The organism is Embleya sp. NPDC020886, from assembly GCF_044333915.1.
In the GTDB taxonomy this organism is placed as follows: Bacteria; Actinomycetota; Actinomycetes; order Streptomycetales; family Streptomycetaceae; genus Embleya.
On sequence record NZ_JBIRRX010000002.1, the window covers coordinates 747,578 to 772,556 of the forward strand.

Consider the following 24,979-nt stretch of genomic DNA (forward strand, 5'->3'; position numbering starts at 1 on the left):
ACATGCGCGCTGCCGGACATGCCGATCGCCCCCGAACGGTCGCCGCGACGTTCATCGCCGCCGCGCTGCTGACCACCACGGCATGCGCGGGCGGGGACACGGGCGGCAACGGGAACGGGCCGACCGGGGACGGGAGTCGGGCCGGAACCAGGCCCCCGCGGGCCGGTGGCACACTCACCATGCTGGCCACCGGCGAGGCGAACTCCCTCGACCCGTTCGGCGCGAGCTACGGTGGCGCGCCGGCCGACAACGCCCGCATGGCCGCGCTCTACGACCCGCTGGTCTACCTCGACCCGGAGTCCGACACCGTCAAGCCCCACCTCGCCGAGGCCCTGACCACGACCGACGGCACCACCTGGACTCTCCGGCTGCGCCGGGGCGTCGCCTTCTCCGACGGGACCCCGTTCGACGCCGACGCGGTGCGTACCAACTGGGAGATGCACGCCAGGCCCGACGTGCGTTCACAACACCGCGTCGCCGCCCTCGGGCTCACCCTTCGGGTGGTCGACCCGCTCACCCTCGGCATCACCCTCGCCGCGCCCAACCCCACCTTCGATCGCACGGTCGCGGTGGACCTGACCTTCGTCGCGGCCCCCTCCGTGCTCGCGAAAGGGCCGGACGTGTACCGCAATCAGCCGATCGGCGCCGGGCCGTTCACCCTCGCGCGCTGGACCCGCGGCGCCGAGCAGATCTACCGGAAGAACCCCGCCTACTGGCAAAAGGACCAGGGCCTGCCCCATCTCGACCAGGTCAATGTGAAGGTCGTCGGCGACATCGAACAGCAGTACAACACGTTGAGCTCCGGCGGAGCCGACATCGTCATCGGCGCCGAGGCGCTGCTCGACCGCGCGAAGCACGGCCTGCACAGCCGGCCGGTACGTGCCAACGGCGGCCAGGCGGTGCAGTTCAACCTCACCCGAGCCCCCTTCGACGACGTCCGGGCCCGCCGCGCGCTCGCGCTCGCCATCGACCCGGCGGAGATGGCCAGGACCCTCGATCTCGGCGTGGTTCCGGCCCGCGGCTACTTCAACACCGGCTCGCCGTTCTTCGACCCCGGCGCCGCCCAACCGGCCCACGACCGGGTCGAGGCACAGCGCCTGTTCGACGAACTCGCCGCCCAGGGCCGCCCGACCGACTTCACCTTCGTCGTCCCGAAGGCGTCGGTGACGGACAAGATCGCCCAGTACCTACAGAGCCGGCTGCGCGCGTACCGCAACGTGTCCATGCGCATCGAACCGCTGGACATCACCGCGTACATCACCCGTGTGGCGGTGAACAGGAACTACCAGGCCACCCTCTACCAGGATTGGGTGATCGACCCCGAACCCCGCGCCTGGAACGCGTTCGTCTCCACCAGCCCGCAGAACCTGATCGGCTGGAAGAACCCGGACGCCGATCGTGCCCTCGCGGCCGGCCGTGCCGCCACCGACCCGGCCGCTCGCAAGGCCGCCTACACCGACCTGCAACGCACGCTCGCGGCCGACCTGCCGATGTGGGTGTACGCCGAATCGACCCAGGGTCCGGTGTTCACCGACCGCGTCGCCGGCGTCGAACTGTTCAACGCCGGCTCGGTCCTCATGGACCGCCTCGGCCTCGCCCCGTAGCGGCCGACCCCCAAGCGCGCTCGCGCGACACCGCCGTACGCGGCCTCCGCACGGGGAACCGCCCACCGCACCACACCGGAAGTCGAGCAACCCCCGCCATGACCGACCTGCCCGCTGCCTCTACGTCAAACCCGTACCCGGGTCTGCCGGAACCCGCCCCGCCCGGCGCCCGAGCCCTGCCACCCGACACATACGACGGATCCGTGGTGCTGGTGACCGGCGGCGGTACCGGCCTCGGCAAGGCCATCGCGACCGAATACGCCCGCCTCGGCGCGGACATCGTGGTCGCCGGCCGCAAAGCCGAGCACCTGGCGGCAGCGCGCGAGTACCTGGCCGGCCTCGGTGCCCGGACCGCCACCGCGACCTGCGACATCCGCGAGCCGGCCGAGATCGAGGCGGCCTTCGACGCGGCCGTCGACACGTTCGGACTCCCGGACGTGCTGATCAACAACGCCGCGGCCAACTTCCCGGTGCCCGCCGAGGAGATGTCCCCCAACGCGTGGCGCACCGTCGTGGACATCACCCTCAACGGCACCTACTTCTGCGCCCGCGAGTTCGCCCGCCGCCACCTGGCCGCCGGCACCCCCGGCTCGATCGTCAACATCGGCGCGTCCTACGCGTGGACCGGCGGCCCCGGCTTCGCCCACAGCGCCGCCGCCAAGGCCGGCGTCAAGAACATGGTCGAGACCCTGGCCGTCGAATGGGGCCCCTACGGCATCCAGGTCAACGGCCTGGTCCCCGGCCTTTTCCCCCACGAGGACATGACCGGCGACATCAAGGGCAACCTCGCCCGCACCCACGACAAGGACCCCTGCCAACCCGCGATGCGAGTCGGCCGGGTACGCGAACTCGGCTGGGCGGCCACCTTCCTGACGTCGCCCTACGCCCGCTTCATCTCCGGCCACACCCTCGTCGTCGACGGCGCCAACTGGCAACGCCGTACCCTCCTCAACCCCACAGTCGTCACCGTGCGCGAGCAAATGGGGAAACGACCGTTCGAGCCGTAGGCCGGCCCCACCACACCGGGATCGCCGCTGATCACCAGGACCTGCCGCGAGGCGTCGAGTTCCATCCGAAGCCCGAGGCCGGATACCCTCCTGACTCCGATCCCTGCCAAGGCGTCCCCGTCCGACAGTGACGTGGCGCCGACGAACCCGTCGCCTTCGGCCACCGCGTCTGCCGGAGCGGCCGGTTCCTCCGCTGAAGCGGTGAGATCCACCTCGCCGAACACGGGATCGGAAACCAGTCGCACAGGTGGCACTCCTTCAAGGTCGGACCTCCATGGTGCCGTGGGAGGTCATCGGCTCTGCGCTCACACCCCTACAAGCCGACCAGGCGGGAGCGGAAACATCGGAGCCACTCGTCCGGGCTAGTCTCGTTCCCGCAGCGGTCGGAAGAAGTCCCGTAGGTCGCGGGCCAGTTGCTCGGGTTCCTCGTGGGCCATGAAGTGCCCGCCGCGCTCCGGGGTGTGCCACTGCCGCAGGTCGGTGAAGATCCGCTCGGCGAGGCCGCGCGGCATTCCGCGAAACGCCGGCTCGTTGCTCAGCGTCACGGCGCCGGGCACGGTGATCGGCGGCACCGACCGGTTGTGCGGCCAGTCGTAGTACTCGCGAAACGACGTGCCGATCGACCCGGTGGTCCAGTACAGCGTCGCCACCGTCAGCAGCGTGTCGCGGTCCCAGCGCGTCGTCACGTCGCCGCCACAGTCGCTCCAGTCGCGGTACTTGTCCACGATCCACGCCAGCAGCCCCGCCGGGGAGTCGACCAGCGCGGCCGCGACGGTGTCCGGGCGGGTGGACATGATCCCGCTGTAGCCGCCGTCGGCGGCGTCGTACACGGCCAGCGCGTCGAGGAACGCCTGCTCCTCGGGCGTCGGCGGCGCCGCACCGAAGTCGGTCGGGACCACCGACGAGGTGACCAGCACGCCGGCCACCTCGTTCGGGAACAGCGCGCCCAGCCACTGCGTGATCCCGCTGCCGATGTCGCCGCCCTCCGCGCCGAAGCGGCCGTAGCCGAGCACGTCGGCCATGAGCGTGTGCCATGTCTCGGCGACGGCGCGCCGCGTGAACGGGCCGCTCGGCGGCTCGGAGAAGGCGAACCCGGGCAGCGACGGGATCACCACGTCGAACGCGTCCGCCGGGTCCGCGCCGTGCGCGCCCGGGTCGGTCAGCAGTTCGGCGATCCGCAACATCTCCACGAAGCTGCTCGGCCATCCGTGGCTGAGCACCAGCGGCAGCGGCGCCGGCCCTCCGACCGGGCCCTTGCCGCGCATGTGTACGAAATGCACCTTGCGGCCGCCGACTTCGGCGCGGAAGTGCGGGTACGCGTTCAGTCGGGCCTCGGCCGCCCGCCAGTCGAAGCCGTCCGCCCAGTACGCCACGAGCTTGCGCAGGTCGCCGGGATCGACCCCGGCCGCCCAGTACGCCGCGTCCGTCGCGGTGGTGAACCGGGTGCGTACGAGCCGCTCGCGCAGGTCGTCGAGCACGTGGTCGGGGACCGAGATGTGGTATCGCTCTGTGCTCATGTGTCCTTCGGTGGTTCATCCGCCGGCAGGGCGCGTGTCCCGGGACGACCGGGGCGCGGCCGGCGCGAACTTCGCATCGATAGCTGCAAACGCCGACCGCCCTTCGCTGATTCCGGACAGTCGCAAGCAACGCCCCGACGGATCCGGGGCCGACCGCTTCCCCGGCTGTCGGGCGCCATGCACAGTCGCCACAGGGTCTTCGATATACCCCCCGAATGCCTGCCAAAGGAGCGTTTCGGCACGCGCGCTCCGGCCGGAAACACCTGTCGAGTCGGCGATATGGGCCATGGGTCGGGGGCGCGCCGTGGCCGCGCGCCGCAGAGGATCGTCGCGGCCGATTTGCCGGGATGCCTGCGTGATGGGGTCGATCTCAGGGCTGTTCGCCGCCGGTCAGGCGTGTGCCGATCAGATCCCGACAGACCTCGACCGAGAAGGCCATCAGTGCGCCGGCCTGGGCATCGCGGAAGTGCCGCTGGATCGGCGAGGATCGCAGGAACCCCGAGCCGCCGCCGACCCGGAGCCCGAACTCCGCGATCGACTTGGCCACTTGGTTGGCGTACAGCTTCGCCTCCACGGCGGCATCCAGGGTGCCCGGCGCGCCCCGGTCGGCGAGCCACATGGCCCGTTCCGCGAGAGTGCGGGCGGCCAGGAGCTTGACATGGGCGTCGGCGGCGTCGAAGTGCACCCACTGCATGTCGCCCACCGGCCTGCCGGTGGTCGGTACGACGCGTTTGCGGGCATGGTCGACCAACGCGTCGAGCGCGGCCTCGGCCACGCCGATCGACAGCCACGGCAGGCCGAGCGCGATGATGTTCGGCGCCGTCGGGTCGACGATGCGACATCGGTTCTCGTGACGCAGGAGCGTGTTGCGGAAGTTCACCAACTGGCTGCGGGTGCCGCGCAGGCCCATCGAGTCCCAGATCGACACCATCTCGACGCTGTCGTCCCGGCCGACCCCGAAGAACGCGGGCCCGTCCTCGACCAGTGCGTTGACCAGGAAATGATCCGCGATCTCACACCCGGACACGAACCGCTTGGCGCCGTCCAGTTCGAATCCGCCGTCCACCGGACTGGCTCGCTGGAGCGGCATCAGGAACAGGTTCCCGCCGGTCGGCTCCGACAACGCGTTCGCGAACCGTTTGCCCGCCGCCAACTCGTCCGCATAGACGGGTGGTCCGAAACCGACCAGCGCCTGCGCCGCGCCCAGATGCATCGTCCACACGCACGCCGTCGACGGGCACGCCTTGCCGACGATGCGCAGGATCTCCCCGAGCGCCTGGTAGGACAGCCCGGCACCGCCCCGGTCCCGAGGCATCGCGGCCAGGTCCAACCCCGCCTCGTGCAAGGCCGTCAGATTGGCGAGCGGGAGAGTGGCCTCGTGATCATGCCGGTCCGCCGCCGCCGCGAACCGTGGGGCCAGGTCCTGCGCCGCGTCGACGAACCGCTGTTCACCTCGGGAAACCGCAAACGGAGAAGTCACCGACCCAGCCTAGAAGCCGCGCGCGGAAGTCGCTTGCACGTTGGCCGAGTTCGGCCGAGTTCGGCCGAGTTCGGCGGAGTCCGGTCGGGCGACGCGAGCCGGCGACCGGAGGATCAAGGGAGTGTGGCCGGCCCGGCCGCGATCCCCGGCAACGGGCGGGCATGCCTTCGCCTCCCACGCTCGGGACTGTCGAGGGCAGCGCTCCGGCAAGCGCATTCGTCCTCCGGGAGACAGGGCGCCCGCCGTGCCGCCCGTGGTGCGCGACGGGCGGCGGCGCAGCGGGGGAGCCGACGGTCCGTCCCGGTGACGCCCAGGGGCGGCCGTACCGGGGTGAATCGGTGTACGCGATGGTTCCTTCGATCGACACCCGCGGTGCGGGGCGTACCAGGGTGAACCGGTGTACAGGATGGCTCCTTGGATTGCCTGGCCGGCGGGCCAGGCCCGGAACCTGGTGCCGGATCACATCCCGGTCAGGACCATCATGAACAGGACGAGTACGAGCAGGGCGATGTAGGCAACGGAGTGAACGCGATCCGGGACGCGGCGGCCGATGCGCTTCACCACGGCGATGGTGGGCAGCGAACCGCCGAGCAGGGCCGCGGCGGAGATCAGATCGACGTAACCCACCCGGCCCGCATGCGCCGACGAGCCGGCCGCGAGTGCGTACACGATGCTCCCGACCACGGCGACGGGAAGGCTCAGCGGGTTCGCCATCGCGGCCGCTTCGGCCATCGGGAGACCCCTGCGCCGCAGGAGCGGGACCGTCATGACGCTTCCGCCCACTCCCAGGCATGCGGCGACCGCGCCGATGCCGGCTCCGCCGAAGGTGGTGGTGAGCCGGCCGAGGGGCGCCGGCCGTACGGCGTGTGTGGGTACCACGAACCCCTTCCGCAGCAGACTGTCGACGATCGTCACGACCAGATAGGCGGCGAAGAGTACGTGCAGCAGCGGGCCGTCGACCCACGTGGTCGCGACGGAACCGACGACGGCGCCGATCGCGACGAAGGCCGGCAGCGGCCACAGGTACTCCCGACGGAGCCGCCCGAGGCGCAGTTGCACCAGGGTCGCAGTCAGCGAATTCACCAGCATGACCGCCGTCGACGTCGCCACCGCGACGTGCATCGCATCGGTACCGGAATCCGCGGTGACCGTTTGGAAGGCGTAGACGACCGGGACGGTGATGAACCCGCCACCGAAACCGAAGAGCACCGTCGTGACGCCCGTCAGGCAGCCGAACAGAAGGAGAACAAGGAGAGGAGTGAGCACTGCAGGAACGCTACGGACGCCCCTGGCCGGCGGGCAATCGATCGATCGCCATGTTCTTACGCGTAGCGGACAGCAAGGGTAGCGTCGCCACATGCGCAACATCCCCGTCGCGGAAGTGGACGGCCTCGATCGTGCCGTGCTGGCCATCGGCACCGACTATCCCCCCGATCACCTGCTCCCGTTCCACGAGCATCGCCGGACCCAGTTCCTCTACGCCGTCACCGGCGTCATGCAGGTGGAGACCGTCGACGGCACCTGGACCGTGCCCGCGCACCGCGCCGTACTGATCCCGCCCATGACCGCGCACCAGGTCACCATGACGCGAGTCGGCACGCGCAGCCTCTACATCGAGCCGAGTGCCGTCCCGTGGTTTCCCTCGCGCTGTCGAGTCGTCGACGTCTCCGCGTTGCTGCGGGAACTCATCCTCGATGCCGTCGAGATGGAACCCCGCTACCCCGAGCATGGGCGCGATGCCATCCTCATCGATCTGCTCCTGCACGAGATCAGGAACCTCACACCGCTTCCGCTCGATCTTCCGCTTCCCGCCGATCGGGAGCTGCGTCGACTGTGCGACGCGTTTCTCCGAAGTCCCGATATTCATGACCCGCCCGCCCGCTGGGCAGCAGCCCTCAACGTGAGCGAACGCACGCTCAGCCGCCTGTTTCGCAGTGGCACGGGTCTGAGCTTCACCCAATGGCGACAGCGTGCGTGTGTGCTGCACTCGCTGCGCCACCTGGCCGCGGGGGCGCCGGTCGCCCGGGTCGCGACCGCACTGGGCTACGAGAATCCCGCCGCCTTCACCACGGCGTTCGGAAACCTTCTCGGCCGCCCACCGACCGCCTACGGACCCGCCGCCATCCTCCGGCAGCGGTGAGCGGCGGGGGACGGTCGGCGAATCGACTCGGCGGTGGGCCCGCGTGTTCGCCGTGCGGTCGTCGGCTACGGAGCCGGCCGAGGTGGGCCCGCAGGTGGCTCGGGCGGGGCGCGGCAGGGTGGGGCCCGGCAGGGTGGGGCCGGGCGACACCACGGCGCCGAGCCCGTACGGAGGGTGCAGGTCAGGCTTTGCCGTTGAGCATGATGGCGGTCAGGACGGTGCCGGCGACGCCCCAGCCCCCGTCGACGACTTCGTCGATCAGCACGACGGAGGTGCGGGCCCGCTCGCCGTAGAGTAGGCGATCACCACGCGGACGCCTGCGGTTTCGAGGGCGTCGGTTACCCGGGACCGGGCAGTGGCGTGAGCCGGGCATTCGGGGACCTTCAGACAAGTGGGGACCTCACGGCAGAAGATCGCGGCGCACGACTTCGGGGCAATCGGGCCCAGGAGCCGCGAGCGGGGGAGGATCTCGACGTCCTGGCGCGGCCCGATGGTCCGCTCGCCGGCGGCGACGTCCCGGGGTCGGTCGACCGTGTCCGACCACTGACGCGCGAACTCGGTTTCGGAGGGCCCGGGTCGTCGTCGAGATCGTCGCCGGCATCCTGCCTGCCGGGTTTGCCGAGCAGGTCGGCGAAGTAGGCCCCGGACGCCTCGGGTGTCGGTCCGCCGGCTCCGGCGCGGTGGAGCGCCGTGGTGAGGTGGGTGTGCCGGGCCCGGTCCAGGGTTTCGGCCGCTTCACCGGGTGTCTCGCCGCAGCGCAAGTTCCCTGTGCCGTGGACTCCCACGATGGACCGTGTCACGAAATGTCCCAAGCGGCGGGCGGGTTCAGGCGTAGGCGGTTCGACCATGTCGGGGACCGGCGCACGAAGAGCGCGACGTCCGCAGCGAAACTGACGAACAACGGTTCGCCGACTTCTCTGCCGAACACGCCCGGTGGCGCGGGCAGCAGGAATCCATCGATGCGTTGTTCGGCGGCCAGATCCCATGCCTGCACGTCGCCGTCCGCGGAGCCGGTGACGGCGACGGGCCGCCCGTTCCAGGTGGTGCACGCCACCACAAGCACCGACCCGGTGTGTCCGGTGAGGGGTTCGCCGGATCGCCCGAGTGGCGCGTCGGGTCCCGGGCGGCCCAGGTCCCATACCCGCACGGTGCGATCGTCGGATCCGGTGACCGCGACGGGCCGCCCTTCCACGAAGGTGCATGCCACCGCATTCACCGTCCCGGTGTGCCCGGAGAGGGGATCGCCGAGTTGCCGCCCGTTGCGCAGGTTCCATAGCCGCACGGTGTGGTCGTCGGATCCGGTGACGGCGGCGAGCAACTCGTCACCATCCAGAACAGTGCACGCCACCGCATTCACCGTCCCGGTGTGTCCGGTGAGGTGACCGAGGAGTACTCCCGTGGTCAGGTCCCATACCCGCACGGTGTGGTCGTCGGCTCCCGTGACGGCGACGAGCCGCCCGTTCCGGACCGCGTATGCGATCGCATTCACCGCCCCGGCGCGTTCGGTGCGGGCGTCCCTGCGCTCGTACTCGAAGGGATCGGCCGTCCGCACGACGGCCGTCCAGGTGCCCGCTTCGGTCTTGTCCGCGAAGGCCAACGCGAGAGCCGCCGCCCGGAACCGTGTCGCGTCCAAGGCAAGGACGCGACGGCGGGTGGCGGGGTCGGCGTGGTGATGGTCGTGGATGGAGGTGCGGTAGACGGCACGGGCCAGCAGCGCCCCGTAGGTTTTGGCATCGAGGAATGCGGGGGCCAGTACGGCCGGGTCGCCGTGGACCAAGTACTCGGTGTCGACCAGGAGTTCGTCGAGGCGGCCGGCGGCTTCGGCGTAGGCGAGAGCGTGGCGCACGAGGTAGGGGGGTGCGCTGTCCCAAGTGCGGATGCGGCCGTCGAACGTGGTGTGCGTGGCGAGGAGATGGTCCAGGACGTCGCCGGGGTTGGGCGTCGCGGAATCGAGCGTGGGCTGTCGGGTGAGATGGTCGACGAGTGCCTGGTGGAAGAGGCGGTACAGCAGGGTTCCGTCCCGGTCGGGGATCGCACGCAGGTAGAACAGTGCGTCCGGCAGGAACGTTCGCGCGCGTTCGGGATCGACGTCGGCGAACAGGCCCGCCAACGGCAGCGCCACCTCCAGCGGCATGCCCTCGCCCCGGGCCGGCGCCAATGCCGACAGCACCGCGCGGATGCTGGGACCATCCGGACGGCAGGCCATGTCCAAGTCGAACACCGCCGGCAGCGTCGTGGGCACGGAACGGCCCAACTCTCCCGCCTCGTCGAGGTCGGCCGGCACCGGGACCCGGGTCAGGTGGAGGGTGAAGATCTCGGCCACCAGGAACGCCCCCCATTCCGCGCTCCGATCCGAGTGCGGAGACAGGCGATCGGCGATCGCCTGGGCGAGACGATGTCGGATCGCACGCATGCGAGGCGGAGCGTAACCGGCCAGGTCGGCGAGGCGAGCATTGAGGTGGTCCGCCAAGTCCTGGCGAATCTCGGCACGATCGACGGTGTCCAGGTCCAGCAGCCCACCCGCCGCGGACGCCCGGTCGAGCAAAGCCGCGAAGGCCGGCCACGACCGGGTGCCCACCAACAGGCGCACTCCCGCCCTGCCGTCCGGGCGGCGCACGTCCGCCAACCGGATCAGCTCCGCGCACAACACCCCGGGGTCGGACGCCTCGTCCAAGGCGTCCACCACGACCACCGGGACCTCGCCCCGCTCGCGCAGCAGGCCCGTGCACACCGTCGTGCCCATCGACACGCCGGACGCGCGCACCATGCCGAGTTGACGAGCCATCGACGCGAACACCTCGGAAGAGGTGCGACCCCGGGCATGCACGGCGGCCAATCTGTCGTTGACCGAGGGACACCCCGACGCGTCCCGGGCGTCCAGACGTTCGCGCACGTGCGGCGCGACCTCCACCAACTCCGGGTGCGCGGCGCATGCCAACGCCCCCAACAGAGCCGACTTCCCCACCCCGGGACTGCCGGTCACCACCCGCAGGCCACCCGCCTCGACGTCGTCCAACCAGGGTGCGAGCAGGCGCAGTTGCGAGCGCCGACCGGTGAACCGGGTACCGGCCCGGTCGGTGAAGTGCCGGGCGTCCGAAGGGTCGAGGAACACCCGCAGCATGGGATCCACACCGGCCGCGCGGGCGGTTGCGGGATCGTAAGCGGGGTTGGGGAAGAACGGCAGGTCCGGCTCGTCCTCGGCCAGGACCATCGCGGTGCTCTGCACGCTCTGCACCGTCCCGGGCATTCCCTCCACCTGCCGGCGGATTCTGCGGGCCACCGTCGAGAACGGCACGTGCGACCGCGCGGGGTCCGTGTCCAACCCGGTGCGAGCGATCTCATCGAACACCTCGGCAAGGGCGACGCTGAACCGCCCGTCGTACGCGCTCTCGTGCCCGCTCGACGCGGCGATCACCCACGCGTTTGCCGGCGAGTCCGACCGGTGCACCAAGTGCGGTAATGCCGCCGCGCGACCGGCCCGGCACAAGTCGAACAGGAACAACGTCGGAACACCCAGTTCCTGCGCGTCGTCCACCCATTGTGCGGCGTTCGTGCCATGCCCCACCCGGGCGTCCGCGGGAACCACATCCACACGATCGGGGTTCGAACCGCTCGCCTGCCCGTGGGACGCCACGTAGACGACCCGCGCGGTCCCGATTGCGCCGGCCACCGCAACGCGCAAAGCGGCCGAACCGATGTCCATGTGTACATCGGTCGTATACCCGAGTCGGTTCAGCGCGGCCACGACCGGCGGCACCACCTCGTCCACGAACGGCAATTCCGACCACACCGACGCGCCGACCGGAACCTCGCCCCCCGACCCGTCCGCCGCGAAACGCCCGATCCCCACCACCAACGCACGCCCGACGACATCCACCCACGCCCCCGACTCCCGTACGGAGCAATCAGCGTGCCAGACATCGCACATCGACCGGGGCACACCGCCGAACCCGAGCGAGACCGCAGGCACAGGCGTCCCGGACGTCTCGTGAGACATGTCGGCCCGACCGGGACAGCCGCGTGGTCGAAGGAATCGGGTCGGGCCGCGTCGGGCGGCTCAGCGTGGTGGGGGGCCCGCTGTCCAGGCGCGGAGGAGGAGCCCGGTGTGGTCGGCGAGTTGGGCCGGTGTCAGGGGGTGCCCGGTCTCCAGGATGACGGCGACGACCGGGCCGGCGAGTTGGGCGGCGGCCAGCGGCGGAGTGGGCATGGCGGCGGCGTGCGGACGTACGCGAGCGAGCACGGCCGAGGTGGCGGTGCCGACGAGGTCGGCGGCGCGGACGAGATCGCGTACCGCGCCGTCGTGCTGCGCCTCGCCCAGCAACGCCCGGTAGGCGAGGCCGGCCGGCGAGGTGGTGAGGAAGGTGGTCAGTGCCTCGAGGAAGGCGAGGAGGTCGTCGGCGGGACGGGCCTGCGGCTCGACGGCCAATTCGTGGGCGGCGTCGGACGTGCTCGCCTCCAGCAGGATCTCGGCCTTGGTGGACCACCACCGGTACACGGTCTGGCGCCCGACTCCGGCGCGTTCGGCGATGCCCTTCATGGTCATCGCCGCGTACCCCTGTTCGACGAGCATGTCGTCGACCGCGTGCAGAACGGCGATCCGCGCCGATTCGCTGCGGGGGCGTCCGGGTGTGGCCTGTCCGTGGGCTGTGCGTGACATGCGACCAGCATATCAAGACACGATGCCTCGGAATGATGCTAACCTCATATCGAGGCACGTTGCCTCGAAATTGGAGCGGGCCGCCACAGGCATGTCCCGCACTCCCCGGACACCATAGGGAAACCCCATGAAGACAACCCACCGCTGTACGGTGCTGGCCCGGCGCCACCTCACCCCCCGCACGGTCAGACTCACCTTGGGCGGCCCGAGCCTCATCGGCCTGACTCCCCTGCCGGCCCAGGACATCGAGGTGCTGCTCGCCGACGCCCGCGGGAGCCGGGTCAAGCGGCACTACACGATTCGGCAGGCCCGCCCGCAGGTCGGCGAGTGGGACATCGACGCGGTCCTGCACGCCGGCGGCGGGCCGGGCAGCACCTGGGCGGCGAGCGCCGAACCGGGTTCGCCCGTGGAGTTCGTCGGCCCCAAGGGAAAGTTGCAACTCCGGCCGGCCGACGGCCATCTGTTCGTCGGCGACGAAGCCTCCCTGCCGGCGATCGCGGCCCTGACCGAGGCACTGCCGGCCGGTCAGGAGGCCGCCGTCGTCGTCGAGACCGAGTCTGCCGCCGACCGGGTCCCGATCGTGGCGGGCCGGGTGCGCTGGCTCGAGCGCGACGGCGTCCCGGCCGGCGACCCGCAGGCGCTTCTCGCCGCGGTCGCGGAGGAGTTCCGGGCGGGCCGCTTCGAACAGGTCTACCTCCTCACCGAGGCCCACGCGGCGCGGTCGCTCCGCGAACTCGTGCACGGCCTGGGTGTCCGGCCCGACCACGTCTTCGCCAAGGGCTACTGGACCGCCGACCGCCGCCCCGCCGTCACCTCGCGGAACCCGACGTGACCCCAACGGCGCCCGCATTGCGGGGCGCACCGACGAAGCGACAGGTCACGGCCGCCTTCCGAGGACTCCTGGTCGTCCGGCTGCTCGGCGCCCTGGCCAACGGCGTGATGCTGCCCTTCATCATCCTGTGGGCGCATCGTGTCGGCGGGCTGAGCGGAGCGGCGGCCGGCGCGCTGTTCCTCGTCCAGGCCGCCGGCGAGTTCACCGGCGGTCTGGCGGGTGGCGCCCTGGCCGACCGCATCGGCCACCGCCGCATGCTGCTGCTGTCCACCACCGGGATGGCCCTCGGCTACGGCAGCCTCTTCCTGGTGCACCACCCGATACCCGCCCTCGGTCTGTTCCTGGCCGCGGGGCTCTTCGAGTCGGCGTTCCACCCCACGATCGCAGCGCTCATCGGCGACCTGCACGCCGACGAGGACCTCGCCCACGCGTTCGGCGTGACCCGGGTGGTGGCCAGTGTCGGCGGCGTGATCGGCCCGATCCTGGGAGCCGTCGCCGTGACCTTCTCGCTGTCGAGCGTATTCGCCGCCACAGGCGCCCTGCTCGTCGGCGCCGCCCTGACGGTGCTCGTCGCCGTTCCCCCCGACCGCGTCATCGGCCCGGAGACGGCCGAGAAGGACAGCGGGGAAAACGCCGGGGAGGTGTACGGCGCGGTCACCCGGATCCTGCGCGACCGCAGACTGGCACTGCTCATCCTCGGCGGCAGCCTGCTCAGCATCACCTTCACCTGGTGGGAAGCCGACGGCCTGGTACTCCTGAACGGACTCCACCCCCTGGGTACCACCGCCTACGCGGCCCTGTTCGCCATCGACGCCCTCGCCATCATCGTGTTCCAACTCCCCGTCACCCGCTGGACCCGCCGACACGACACCGGTCGCCTGCTCTTCCTCGGCGCCGCGCTCCAAGGCGCGGGCCTCGCGGGATTCGCCGCCGCCGGACTCGGCTACCCCGCCCTCGTCGTGGCCGTCCTCGTCACCTCCCTCGGCATGATGATCACCGGCCCCGTCACCTCGGCCTTCATCACTCGCCACGCCCCTCCGGGACGCAGCGCCACCTACCAGGCCGCCCTGTCCACCACACAGGACATCGGCACCGCGATCGGCCCCACCTCCGGACTCGCCCTCGGCCGCATCGCCACACCCGCCCTGGTATGGATCTCGGCGCTCCCCCTGGGCCTCATCGCCGGCATCGCCACCGCACGGGCCGCCCGCCCGCCGTCACGACCGGACCCCGGTGCCGCGACGGTCGGCAGCGCACATCCGTCGTGAAAGGGACCATCAAGGACCCGGTGTACACCCTGGGCAAAGGGAGTCATCCGATGCCCGACATCGCGATCACGACATCCGGGTCGACTGCGGTGGAGGCCGTTTCGGGAACGTCCGGGCCGGCTGACGGGCGGGGCGTCGACCGTATGTCGACGGCTGCGGTGGCCGAACTCGCGGAGAAGGGAGCCGAGTTGGCCACGACCGGGCGATCTGTGCCGGCTCGGTTCCCCGGCGTGGTCCGGGAGTTGCCTGCACCGATCCGCTGTGCGGGTCGCCCGGTCCGCGACGTCTCTCGGATTCCCGCCGGACCCGGCCACGTTCGACCGGGCTCAATCGTCCGAGTCGGGGTCCCACCCGCAGTCCAGCAGCAGTTCCCGGACCCGCCGCACCTCCGGGTCGGTCGACTCCAAGTCGCCGGCAATACCGTATGCGTCGTGGTGGGCCTCCAGGAAGGTGGTGAACGCGAACATCACATCCCCCAGGTTCCGCACCGACATTCCCTCGTCGGTGGGATGCGGGTGCCGGGTCAGCCTTCGTCGGCGACCTTCGCGGGGGCGCGCAGGCCGTCGAAGAGGATGGTGGCCAGCGCGTCGGACACCGTCCCCACCGGGAGGGCGCCGCTCGGGCGGTACCACTCGATGAGCGAATTGACCGTGCCGAACAGCAGCTTGCTGATCAGGCCCGGATCGATGTCGTCCCGCACCCCGCCCTCGGCGGCGGCCTCGGCCACCAGGTCGGCCACCCGGTGGTCGAAATCGCGTCGCCGAGCCAAGGCCCGTTGCTCCACCTCGCTGTTGCCGCGCACCCGGAGCAACAACGTCACGTAGGGCAGTTGTTCGGCGAGGACCTCGACGCTGCGCCGGACGGTTCGTTCCAGTCGCGTCGTGGCGCCGGTCGACTTCTCGCGCTCCTCGTCCAGCACGGCGAACAGGGCGTCCAAGGCCCGGTCGACGGCGAGTTCGAGGAGTTCCTCCTTGCCGGCGACGTGGTGGTAGATGGCGGATTTGGTGATGCCCAGACGCCGGGCCAACTCCTCCATGCCGGTGCCGTCGTAGCCGCGTTCGTTGAACGCCGTCACCGCGATCGCCAGGAGGGATTCGCGGTCGTAGCCTGGCCGGCCCCGGCGTCCGCCGGTGCCCGAGGGGAGAGTGGTGCTCATACAGGCATTGTGGCAAACACGCCGGTCACGGCTCGCGCAGGTCACGGACGCGGCGCAACTTGCCCATCGAGCGCTCCAGGGTGTCCACGTCCACCACGTCCACCTCCACGCTCACGCCGATGCCGTCCTTGACCGCCTTGGCGATGGCCGCCGCGGCCGGTGCCCGGGTCGCCGGATCGCTGCCCACCCGGGTCTCGGCGCGTATCAGCATGTGGTCCATGCGGCCTCGGCGGGCGAGTTCCACCTGGAAGTGCGGGGACACGTCGGGCGTGCGCAGCACGATCTCCTCGATCTGGCTGGGAAAGACGTTGACCCCGCGCAGGATGATCATGTCGTCGCAGCGCGCGGTGATCTTGTCGATCCGGCGAAACGCCGGGCGGGCGGTGCCGGGCAGCAGCCGGGTCAGATCGCGGGTGCGGTAGCGGACGACCGGCATGGCCTCCTTGGTGAGGGAGGTGAAGACCAACTCGCCATGTTCGCCCGCGCCGGCCGGCGCGTCGGTGAGCGGGTCGACGATTTCGGGATAGAAGTGGTCCTCCCACACGTGCAGACCGTCCTTGGTCTCCACGCACTCCTGCGCGACGCCGGGTCCGATCACCTCGGAGAGCCCGTAGATGTCGACGGCGTGGATGCCGGCCCGCTCCTCGATCTCGCGGCGCATCTCCTCGGTCCACGGCTCCGCGCCGAAGATGCCGATCCGCAGGGACGAGCCGCGCGGGTCGACGCCCTGCCGCTCGAACTCGTCGAGCAGGGCCAGCATGTAGCTGGGGGTGACCATGATGATCTCGGGCTCGAAGTCCCGGATGAGCTGCACCTGACGCGCCGTCATGCCGCCGGAGGCGGGGATCACCGTACACCCGGCGCGCTCGGCGCCGTAGTGGGCGCCGAGTCCGCCGGTGAAGAGCCCGTACCCGAACGCGTTGTGCACCCGGTGTCCGGGCCGGCCGCCCGCGGCCCGGATCGAGCGGGCGACCACGTCGGCCCATGTGTCCAGGTCGCCGTCGGTGTAGCCGACCACGATCGGCTTGCCGGTGGTGCCGCTCGACGCGTGGATCCGGCGGACGTCCGCGCGCGGGACGGCGAACATCCCGAAGGGGTAGGTGTCGCGTAGATCCGCCTTGGTGGTGAAGGGGAACAGCGCCAGGTCGTCGAGGGTGCGACAGTCCGCCGGTCGGACCCCGGCGGCGTCGAACTTGCGCCGGTACAGCTCGACGTTGTCGTACGCGTGCCGGAGGGTGGCCTGCAACCGTCCGAGTTGGAGGTCGCGCAGCTCGCTGCGGTCCATCCGCTCGCCTGCGTCGAGGAGTTCCCGCGGCGGGGCGTCGCCCAGTCGTGGCGGGGACGCGGTGGTGCGCTCGCTCATGCGGACTTCTCCATGCCTCGGATGCCGCGACTGCGACCGCGAAACTCCGCGACCACCTGTTCGTCGCGAGTGACGGTCACGTCGTAGATGCCGCTTCGGCCGAACCGGCCGACCTCGTGCGCCTTGGCCACCAGCGTGTCGCCCTCGTACGCGGGGGCGACGAAATCGACCGTGGCGCCGGCTCCCACGGTGGTCGGACCGTGGCTGTTGCAGGCGCACGCGAAGGCGGTGTCGGCCAGCAGGAAGATGTAACCGCCGTGGGCGAGGCCGTGGCCGTTCACCATCGAGGCGGTCACCACCATGCTCAGGTGGGCGGCGCCCTCGCCGGCCTCGTGCAGTTCGATCCCCAGGCCCTGGGACGCCTCGTCCGCGGCGAACATCCGCTGCGCGGGATCCTGGACAGATGTCATGTGTGCTTCGCCGTCCCTATAACTGACCGAACATTCGGTTACGTTAGTGGCGGCTCCAGTAATCCAGGACTTGCAACCTTGTGTCAAGGGGTGCGGCGCATGTCCGAACGGAACGCACGGGCAGATCGGGAACGCATCGGACTCGTCACGTACGGGCGGCTCGTGGACCAGGATCCGGTCGAGGTGCACGAGCGCATGTCGGCCGCCTACGGCGAACGGCGCGGCCCATGCCTGCTCGACACGATCGGGTCCGCCGCGGGCCGGGCCGAAGGACGGGCCGGCCGGCCGCGGTGGCACTACAGCCCTGAGCGCAAGCGGCTGTTGATCGAGTGGAAGTAATCACTCGATCAACGCGGTTCCCCGGTTCGACAGCGGCCTCGATCCCGACACGGTCGCGACGACCATCCGCACCGCCGCGATCAACGCGCCGCTCATCCCGCCGGACCCGAACCGACCCGACGGGCCACCGGCCGTACTCGTTCGTCGCCGCCCTGACCCCGGACCGAACCTCGTGGACCGCCGTCCTGGACGCGGTCGACCCGGAGCACACGCATCGCCTGTTGCGAGAACACCCCGAACCGGCGCGACATCCAAGCCCGGAGCCACACACGACTCACGGGACGGAACGCTCTGTCAGAAGCCGTGTGACGATGTCGTCGAGGATGGCCAGTACGTCGCGCAGGGGGTACGTGTCGTCGCCGAGCGCATGGTGGAGTTCGATGCCGTCGACGGCCGCGTAGACGAACTCGCCGATGGTGCGCAGGCGTTCGGGATCCAGCAGCGGGCGTTCGTCGGACGCGGCGTCGGCGTTGATGGTGTCGGCGAACGCGCGGACCGTCCAGGCGTTCAGTTTGGCGAGCCGGGCGCGCAATGCGTCGTCCCGCAGGCCGAGTGCGGCGATGGCGAAGTACGCGCGGGTCGCGTCGCCGTCCTGGCACATGCGTACGACGCCGTCGAGGTACACCTGCCAGCGCTCTTGCCCGGGTGGCAGCTCGCGGGCCTTGTCGGCGAAGTCGACCGCCTGGTCCTGGTAGAGGCGGTCCATCAGGGCTTCGATGAGCCCGTGCCGGGTGCCGAAGTGGTACGAGACGGTGGTCACGTCGACGTGGGCTTCGCGAGCGACGGCGACCAGGGTCAGCCCGGCCGTCCCGGCGCGGAGCAGGACGCGGTGTGCCGCATCGAGGATCGCGGCGGTCGTCCGTGGAGAGTCCGCAGGGCGACGGTCCAGCGGGGTGCCTTCCCCGGGGTTGCGGCGGACGACTTCGCGCGGCCGACCGCGTCCGCGGCGGGGCTGGGGTGCGCCGGGTGATGTGTCCATGCCACTCCGTTGAGATGCCGGCGAATTCTTCCCATGGTCGCGCGTTCTGCGGCGACTAGCGTCACCCGTCTGTCACGTCGCGAAGGGGAGACATCGATGAAGCATCTCATTGCGGACGCAAAGTGGGGAATGACCCGGGCGTGTCTGGTCGGCGCGAAGCATCTCGCCCTGCCGTTCAAGGAACTGCCCTCGGCATCGCCGGAACGTTTCCCCAAGGTGCGGACGGTGCGGGGCGCGATGGTGTCGATGCGCGACGGCGTGCGCCTGCTGACGGACGTCCACCTGCCGGCCGACCGCACCGCGCGCCCGTCCGGACCGCACCCGGCGATGCTGATCCGGATGCCGTACGGGATCCGCGAGGCGTACGCGTACATGCCCGCCGTCGGCCGTTTCTGGGCCCGGCGCGGCTACGCGGCGGTGGTGCAGGACGTCCGCGGCCGGTTCGGTTCGGAGGGCGAGTGGCGTCCGTTGGTGCACGAGGTCGACGACGGCTACGACACGATCGACTGGGTGGCCGACCAACCCTGGTGTGACGGCCGGGTGGCGATGACCGGCGAGTCCTACTACGCGTTCACCCAGTGGGCCGCCGCGGCGTCCGGCCATCCCGCGCTGGCCTGCATCTCGCCGGGCGACATGGGCCTGGACATGCACACGCTGCTGTTCGAAGGCGGCGCGCTGTGCCTCGGCAGCACCGCGATGTGGGCGTGCGACCAGGCAGGGCGCGGGTTCCTCAACTGGCATCGCCTCGATACCCGGCAACTGCCGGTACGGGACATGGCGGACGCGGCCGGACTGCCCGGCGGGCTCTACCGCGAGTTCGCCGACCGCCCCCAACGCACCGGTCCCGACGACCACTTCTGGAACGCGCACGACTTCCGGCACCTGCTCGACCGCGTCGAGGTGCCGACGATGGTGTGGAGCGGCTGGTACGACAACCTGCTGCCCGGCACGCTCCAGTGCTGGACGGAGCTCGAGGAGCGCCGCCCGGACCTGGCGCACCTGAGGCGCCTGGTGATCGGCCCGACCGACCACGAGACAAGCTGCGACTTCGACGGCAGGGTGGGCCGCATTCCGATCCCGGCCGGTCCCCGCTCCTGGGACCGGGTGCTGGCGTTCACCGACGAGGTCCTCGCCCGGACCGGCGGGTCGACGACGGTACCCGTCAAGCTCGACGGACCCCGGGTACGGGCGTACGTCACCGGAGCCGACCGCTGGCACACCGCCGACGCATGGCCGCCCCGCGACACCGCCGAACTCCGCCTCTACCTGCGGGGAAACCGTGAACTCACCACCGACGAACCCGAGTTCAGCGAGCACGCCGCACGGTTCGGTTACGATCCGGCCGACCCGGCGGCGCCGTGGGAAGGCAAGGACCTGTGGGGGATGACCAAGGCGCTGAGGGACCGCCGCGATCTCCACACGCGCCCCGACGTGTTGGTCTACCGCAGCGAACCGCTGACGGACGACATGGTCGTCGTCGGCCCGATCACGGCCACGATCCACGCCTCCACGACCGCCGATGACGCGGACGTCACCGTCGCGTTGGTCGACATCGCCCCGGACGGTTCCGCCCAACTCGTCCAGGAGGGCATCCGGCGCCTGACGCACCGCGATCCCGCCAATGCGCCGACGCCGGTGGAACCGGGTCGCGTGTATGCCGCGTACGTCGGCCTGGCGGCCACCGGTCATCGCTTCCGCGCGGGTCATCGGATCGGCGCCGAGATATCCGGCAGCGCCTTCGACCGCTGGGACCGCAACACCCGTGCGGGCACGACGACGATTCATCACGACGCGGCCGCCGCGTCCCACCTGGACCTGCGGGTTGCCGGAGGCACGTCATGACGCGCCCCGCATCCGCCGCGGCCCTGCCGAGACGCGTGCGGTGGGGGTACGGAGGCGGCGAGTGGGCCAACGCCGTGATGTGGACGGCGTTTTCCACCCTGTTCCTCTACTACATGACCGACGTCGTCGGCGCGTCCGCCGCGCTCGGCGGAACGGTGGTGGCGCTGGGCACGGTGTGGAACGCGGTCCTCCAGCCGTACATCGGCCGGCGCTCGGACCGCCTGCGCTCGCGCCACGGACGCAGACTCCCCTTCCTGACGGCCGCGGCGATCCCGTACGCGGTGACGTCCTGGCTGCTGTTCACCGACTTCGGCCTGACGGGCATCGCCCGTGCGGCCTACTACACCGCGGTCGCACTGGCCTGGTTCACCAGCCTGACCGTCTTCTACGTGCCCTACGGAGCACTCGGCGCCGAGCTGAGCACCGACCCGACCGAGCGCACCGCCCTGTCGAGCGTACGCACCGCCTTCTCACAACTCGGCGCACTCGTCGGCGCAGTCACCCCCCTCGCGCTCCACGGGGTACTCGGCGACGCCCTGGGTGGCAGCGACAGGGCCGGCTGGTCGGCCGCCGCCGCGGTATGCGCCCTGTTGGCCACCGGCGGACTGCTGGTGACCCGGGCGACGGCGCGCGGCCGCGAACCGGCGGCGGAACCCGCGACCGTCCGACCACGAGAGGGCCTGGCGATGGTCCGCGAGTCCCGTATCGTGCGACTGGCGCTGGGCATGCTCGCGTTCGGTTGGGCGCCCTTGAGTGTCACCGGTGCGGTCGCGGTGTATTACGGCGTCCATGTCATGGGCTACAGCGAGGACACCGCGTCCCTGGTGATGCTGACCTGGTTCGCGGCCGGACTCGCGTGGCTGCCGCTGGTGCGCCGAATGACCGACCGGATCGGCAAGCCCCGCACATACCTGCTGTTCACCGGCTGCTGGGCCGTGGTGCAGTGCCTGTTCGTCTTCCCGGGCCGCGGCGACGACGTCCTGTTCTGGACGCTCATTTTGCTCAGCTCGGCCGGCAGTATGGCAGTCGCCGTCACCGGCTGGGCCATTCTCCCCGACATCGCCGACACCGAATCGGCCCGCACCGGAGAACGCCGCGAAGGCACCCTCTACGGCCTGGCGGCCTTCGCCCAAACCGCACTCGCTGCGGTCGTCGTCTGGCTCGCCGCCCTCGCCCTGTCCTTCGCCGGGTACGACGGCGGCGACCACCCGGATGCCCGGGCACGCCACGCCATCACCGTGCTGATGTCGCTGGGAACCGCCGTGTGGATGGTCCCGGGCATGTGGTGCGGCCGGCAGATCCACCACATGGTCCGCGCACCCCAACCACGGGTACAGCAGGGCACGGCACGTCGGTAGGCACCGCGTGGACCGGCATCACAACGGCAACGCCGACCGACGCGCACACGGCACGGACCCACCGGGTCGGCGGCAGCACGACGGGCCCTCACCTGTCCGGGGCCACGGTGCCCACAGCGGATGCTCACCAACGCCGAGGTGTGGACGAGGCGTTGCAGCATGCGGTGGTAGCGGGTCGGCCGACGCAGGTTGCCGCCGACCTTGCCCGAGGCGTGGGGCGCGGGAGCGGAGCCTGCCCGGGTCGCCCTCGTCGTCGGTGACGTGGCCGGCCAGGGCCTGTACGCCACCGCCACCATGGGCCGGCCGCGCACAGCCGTCCGCACGCTCGCCGACCTGGAACTCGACCCCACCGAACTCCTCACCCACCTGGACGACCTGGTACAGCAGTTCGGCAGAGGCCCGGACCCGTTCGTCGCGACCTGCCCGTACGCCGAATACGACCCGGTGGCCCGGCGCTGCGCCCTGCCCGGCGCCGGTCACCCGCCACCCGTCCTCGTCACGCCGGCCGCCGTCGCCGAGGCGATCGACGTCGCTGCCGGACCGCCCTTGGGCGTGGTCGGGCTCCCGTTCGAGACGGTCGTCGTCGACATCGAGCCGGGCAGCGTCCTGGCCTGTACACCGACGGCCACGCAGCGTAAGGAACTCGACCTCACGGCGACCGGCACGCCGCCCTGATCCATCGGTGAACACAGCCCGTCGCCGCCGACGCCAAAATCCCGGCACAACCACGAACTTCGACACTCCGGGATCTGCCACCACCCGCGAAGGGGCACCTCGGAGCCGTCGTGTTCGGCGATGAACCGGTCGGATTCCGGGGCAACCACGACCGGCCGGCGGTGTGTTTCGGCTGCTCGGGAACAGGGGCGCTCGCGCGTCCGGGTACCGACGAGCCGTTGATCCCGCCGATGCGCCGGCCGCCGTAGTCCGCGCCCCGGTTTCGCACCCGGGGCGCCGGGCGCCGGGAAGGCGGCGTAATACCGCGCCGGTAAAGCCCGCCCGCCGAATTCCTCGCCCCGAAGAATGTCGACGCATTCCCCGCCGTCCCCGAGCGGTCGCGATACCGGGCGGTCGCGAAAGGGGCGCGACGGCCCCACACCGTGGCTCCGGGCTGCCGATCACGATCCCGCGCCGCGCACGAAATCGCCCGGTGGCGGGGGCGCCGGCCGGAGCGGCCGAGTCGTCCCACACCACCGGGCGGGTGAAGCGGCACCGTCTCGAAGCGTCGACACCCGCACATCCCGACGCGTCGACTCGGTGTCGACCATCTCAAGCCCGATTGACGCGAGCCTGGTTGACTCCCGTTCGGCTAACTCAGGCTCAGCGTGAGCGTCCCCGAGTAGGTCCCCGGGCGTACGAACGCCGGGGTCGTCAACGTCAGGGCGGCGTCCGCCGAAACGCTGCCGCCCGTGGCTCGACCCTCGACCGGCGTCTGCGTGCACAACTGGGCCTGGGTCGTCCCGAGCGGCCCCGCAGTGCCGGGGGTGACCGTTCCGGGCGCGCCGTCGGCCGCCGCGCACGCGGGGGTCCAGGTCACGCTCCCGGCCGGGAGCCTGTCGGTGCCGTTCTCGGCCGTCATCTCCGACATCGTGCCGGTGAGCGACCACCCGAGGTCGGTCCCTCGGGCATCGACCACGGTGACCCGGTTGAGCGCCGCGTTCAGGCGCAGCGGTTTGCCGTCGATCGTCGCGCTGCCGAAGTCGATCCGGCCGCCGGCCTGGGACATCGTCAGGCCGCCGGGCTTGATTTGCCCACTGACCGACTGGGTCAGCCCAGCCGGGCCCTCGCCCACCGTGTACGGCGTCCGCATGCCGATCGCGGGGTTGCCGAACTCGTACGCCGCGACCGCGGCGGTGGCCGCGGCGGTCACCGTGAACGTCGCGGTGAACGAGCCGTTCGCGTCCGCGGTGGTGGTTATGGCGTCCTCGGTCGGCGCCCCGGGCCCGTCCTGGGGTTGGACGGTGATCTGGGCGTTCGGCGAGAACGCGGTGCCGGTGACGGTCACCCGGGTGCCGACCGGACCGGTGTTCGGGCTCAGCACCAGCCCCCGCCCGCCGACTGGTACGGACACGACGGTCAACGGCGCCTCCAGGGCCACCGATCCCGACGTGACCTTCAGGAGCGCCGTCGTACTGGGAACCGCGCCGGCGACGTGCACCCACCCCGACAGCACACCGTCGACGACCTTGACGTCGCTCGCGGCGATGGTCGAGTAGCCGTTGTCGCAGAATCCGCCGAACTCGGGGAAGCACATGGTCAACCCCACCGGACCGGCCGGCCAGTGTGCGCCGGACAGTGTGACCCGGGAGTTCGAGTCGACGGTGCTCGGCGTCGCGGTCAGCGTGGGCGCCTGACTGCCCTGCTCGACCGTGTACGACGCGACCACGCCGTTACCGGAGATCGGCACGCACGTCGCCGTCGCGAGCAGGTTTCCGCCGACGATGGTCTGCACCACGATCGACTTCAGGGTGAGGTCCACCGCGGACCCGGCCGGCGCGCCGACGATCGTCGTGGGCACGGTGAACGGGGGCGGCACGATGGGCGTGTTCACCTCGATCGGCGTCTCGAACGAGGGTGGCGCCACCGAGAGATCCCCGGTCGTACCGCCGGACATGGCGAACGTGTAGACGGACTTGATCGTCGCGAGCGGAATCGGGATCGGGCTGGTCGCCGGACTCCCACCCGCCACGACGTGCATCGAGGTGGCACCGTCGCCATGCGTCGGGTCCAGGGTCACCTCGAACCGCTGCTGCCCCTCGGGGGCACCGACCGGCGTGGTACACCGCATGACCGGGGTCACGGTGCCCGCGCCCGCCGACGGCGCGAGGGCGACCAGGCCGCCGCCGAGGGCCAGGGCGCTCGCCGCCACCGAGGCGGCCCAGCGATGGCGGGTCAATCGTCGGGATAACCGTTTTGACACGTTGCTCCTTCGTGTGGACGGCCGGTGCGGACGGCCTGTTCGGAGCCCGTCGGAAACGAAAGGCGTAGCGAACTATTCGCACATTTGGATCATCGGTAGTCAAGAGCGAG

The 24,979-nt window shown here is 71.0% G+C and carries 20 protein-coding genes and 2 pseudogenes; 9 read left to right on the plus strand and 13 right to left on the minus strand.

The annotated features are described in order from the left end of the window. Positions 1-2: 2 nt before the first annotated feature. Both ACH4U8_RS10040 and ACH4U8_RS10045 read left to right on the plus strand, forming a co-directional pair. Positions 3-1,604 carry an ABC transporter substrate-binding protein gene (locus ACH4U8_RS10040; RefSeq protein ID WP_395776704.1) on the plus strand — a complete coding sequence of 534 codons (1,602 nt, stop codon included), beginning with the start codon at positions 3-5 and terminating at the stop codon, positions 1,602-1,604. 203 nt (positions 1,605-1,807) lie between these two features. After that, positions 1,808-2,611: an SDR family oxidoreductase gene (locus tag ACH4U8_RS10045; RefSeq protein WP_395776706.1), complete on the plus strand. Its 804-nt coding sequence runs from the start codon at positions 1,808-1,810 to the stop codon at positions 2,609-2,611. Positions 2,612-2,973: 362 nt separating this feature from the next. On the opposite strand, the gene ACH4U8_RS10050 is transcribed toward ACH4U8_RS10045, so the two are convergent. From ACH4U8_RS10050 to ACH4U8_RS10060, 3 genes are all read right to left on the minus strand, one after another. Beyond that, positions 2,974-4,128, minus strand: coding sequence for an epoxide hydrolase family protein (locus ACH4U8_RS10050; protein ID WP_360315450.1), 1,155 nt, complete (start codon positions 4,126-4,128; stop codon positions 2,974-2,976). 370 nt (positions 4,129-4,498) lie between these two features. Continuing rightward, positions 4,499-5,608: an acyl-CoA dehydrogenase family protein gene (locus tag ACH4U8_RS10055; protein ID WP_379992736.1), complete on the minus strand. Its 1,110-nt coding sequence runs from the start codon at positions 5,606-5,608 to the stop codon at positions 4,499-4,501. Positions 5,609-6,067: 459 nt separating this feature from the next. After that, positions 6,068-6,874 carry a sulfite exporter TauE/SafE family protein gene (locus ACH4U8_RS10060; RefSeq protein WP_360315446.1) on the minus strand — a complete coding sequence of 269 codons (807 nt, stop codon included), beginning with the start codon at positions 6,872-6,874 and terminating at the stop codon, positions 6,068-6,070. A gap of 91 nt (positions 6,875-6,965) precedes the next feature. Here ACH4U8_RS10060 and ACH4U8_RS10065 point away from each other — a divergent pair, with 91 nt between their 5' ends. After that, positions 6,966-7,748 carry a helix-turn-helix transcriptional regulator gene (locus ACH4U8_RS10065; protein ID WP_360315444.1) on the plus strand — a complete coding sequence of 261 codons (783 nt, stop codon included), beginning with the start codon at positions 6,966-6,968 and terminating at the stop codon, positions 7,746-7,748. A gap of 181 nt (positions 7,749-7,929) precedes the next feature. Here the strand turns inward: ACH4U8_RS10065 and ACH4U8_RS10070 are convergent. The 3 genes and pseudogenes from ACH4U8_RS10070 to ACH4U8_RS10080 all read right to left on the minus strand — a co-directional run. Further along, positions 7,930-8,043: pseudogene (locus tag ACH4U8_RS10070) on the minus strand (4-oxalocrotonate tautomerase); the annotation flags it as partial. Between the two features lie 501 nt (positions 8,044-8,544). Next, the gene (locus ACH4U8_RS10075; RefSeq protein ID WP_395776708.1) at positions 8,545-11,625 is read right to left on the minus strand and encodes a hypothetical protein; all 3,081 of its coding nucleotides are present in this window, start codon (positions 11,623-11,625) and stop codon (positions 8,545-8,547) included. Between the two features lie 180 nt (positions 11,626-11,805). Beyond that, positions 11,806-12,405 (minus strand): TetR/AcrR family transcriptional regulator, encoded by a 600-nt coding sequence (locus tag ACH4U8_RS10080; protein WP_395776710.1) that lies wholly within the window; start codon positions 12,403-12,405, stop codon positions 11,806-11,808. A 127-nt stretch (positions 12,406-12,532) separates the two neighbouring features. Between ACH4U8_RS10080 and ACH4U8_RS10085 the strand changes: the two genes are divergently transcribed. Together ACH4U8_RS10085 and ACH4U8_RS10090 are read left to right on the plus strand one after the other, a co-directional pair. After that, positions 12,533-13,237: a siderophore-interacting protein gene (locus tag ACH4U8_RS10085; protein WP_360315436.1), complete on the plus strand. Its 705-nt coding sequence runs from the start codon at positions 12,533-12,535 to the stop codon at positions 13,235-13,237. Further along, the gene (locus ACH4U8_RS10090) at positions 13,234-14,505 is read left to right on the plus strand and encodes an MFS transporter (protein WP_395776712.1); all 1,272 of its coding nucleotides are present in this window, start codon (positions 13,234-13,236) and stop codon (positions 14,503-14,505) included. The genes ACH4U8_RS10085 and ACH4U8_RS10090 overlap by 4 nt, the downstream gene beginning before the upstream one ends. A 326-nt stretch (positions 14,506-14,831) precedes the next feature. On the opposite strand, the gene ACH4U8_RS10095 is transcribed toward ACH4U8_RS10090, so the two are convergent. From ACH4U8_RS10095 to paaI, 4 genes are read right to left on the minus strand one after another with little or no spacing between them, the layout of a single operon-like run. Beyond that, entirely contained in the window at positions 14,832-14,993 is a 162-nt protein-coding gene (locus tag ACH4U8_RS10095) for a hypothetical protein (protein WP_395776714.1), read from the minus strand. 35 nt (positions 14,994-15,028) lie between these two features. Next, complete coding sequence (locus ACH4U8_RS10100; protein ID WP_360315430.1) at positions 15,029-15,661, minus strand: TetR/AcrR family transcriptional regulator; 633 nt, start codon at positions 15,659-15,661, stop codon at positions 15,029-15,031. A gap of 25 nt (positions 15,662-15,686) precedes the next feature. Further along, complete coding sequence (paaK, locus tag ACH4U8_RS10105; protein WP_360315428.1) at positions 15,687-17,024, minus strand: phenylacetate--CoA ligase PaaK; 1,338 nt, start codon at positions 17,022-17,024, stop codon at positions 15,687-15,689. After that, complete coding sequence (gene paaI, locus ACH4U8_RS10110; RefSeq protein WP_395776716.1) at positions 17,021-17,434, minus strand: hydroxyphenylacetyl-CoA thioesterase PaaI; 414 nt, start codon at positions 17,432-17,434, stop codon at positions 17,021-17,023. The genes paaK and paaI overlap by 4 nt, the downstream gene beginning before the upstream one ends. Positions 17,435-17,533: 99 nt before the next feature. Between paaI and ACH4U8_RS10115 the strand changes: the two genes are divergently transcribed. Next, positions 17,534-17,773 (plus strand): helix-hairpin-helix domain-containing protein, encoded by a 240-nt coding sequence (locus ACH4U8_RS10115; RefSeq protein WP_395776718.1) that lies wholly within the window; start codon positions 17,534-17,536, stop codon positions 17,771-17,773. A gap of 274 nt (positions 17,774-18,047) precedes the next feature. On the opposite strand, the gene ACH4U8_RS10120 is transcribed toward ACH4U8_RS10115, so the two are convergent. Next, positions 18,048-18,752 carry a TetR/AcrR family transcriptional regulator gene (locus tag ACH4U8_RS10120; protein WP_395776720.1) on the minus strand — a complete coding sequence of 235 codons (705 nt, stop codon included), beginning with the start codon at positions 18,750-18,752 and terminating at the stop codon, positions 18,048-18,050. 96 nt (positions 18,753-18,848) lie between these two features. On the opposite strand from ACH4U8_RS10120, the gene ACH4U8_RS10125 reads away from it, so the two are divergent. Together ACH4U8_RS10125 and ACH4U8_RS10130 are read left to right on the plus strand one after the other, a co-directional pair. Further along, positions 18,849-20,594: a CocE/NonD family hydrolase gene (locus ACH4U8_RS10125; protein WP_379988138.1), complete on the plus strand. Its 1,746-nt coding sequence runs from the start codon at positions 18,849-18,851 to the stop codon at positions 20,592-20,594. Beyond that, a complete protein-coding gene (locus ACH4U8_RS10130) occupies positions 20,591-21,952 on the plus strand; it encodes an MFS transporter (RefSeq protein ID WP_395776722.1) in 1,362 nt (453 codons plus the stop codon). The genes ACH4U8_RS10125 and ACH4U8_RS10130 overlap by 4 nt, the downstream gene beginning before the upstream one ends. A 116-nt stretch (positions 21,953-22,068) precedes the next feature. Here the strand turns inward: ACH4U8_RS10130 and ACH4U8_RS10135 are convergent. Further along, positions 22,069-22,188: pseudogene (locus ACH4U8_RS10135) on the minus strand (IS110 family transposase); the annotation flags it as partial. Between the two features lie 25 nt (positions 22,189-22,213). Between ACH4U8_RS10135 and ACH4U8_RS10140 the strand changes: the two are divergent. Further along, a complete protein-coding gene (locus ACH4U8_RS10140; protein WP_395777006.1) occupies positions 22,214-22,627 on the plus strand; it encodes a PP2C family protein-serine/threonine phosphatase in 414 nt (137 codons plus the stop codon). Between the two features lie 631 nt (positions 22,628-23,258). Here ACH4U8_RS10140 and ACH4U8_RS10145 read toward each other — a convergent pair. After that, entirely contained in the window at positions 23,259-24,869 is a 1,611-nt protein-coding gene (locus ACH4U8_RS10145) for a hypothetical protein (protein ID WP_395776724.1), read from the minus strand. Between the last annotated feature and the right edge of the window lie 110 nt (positions 24,870-24,979).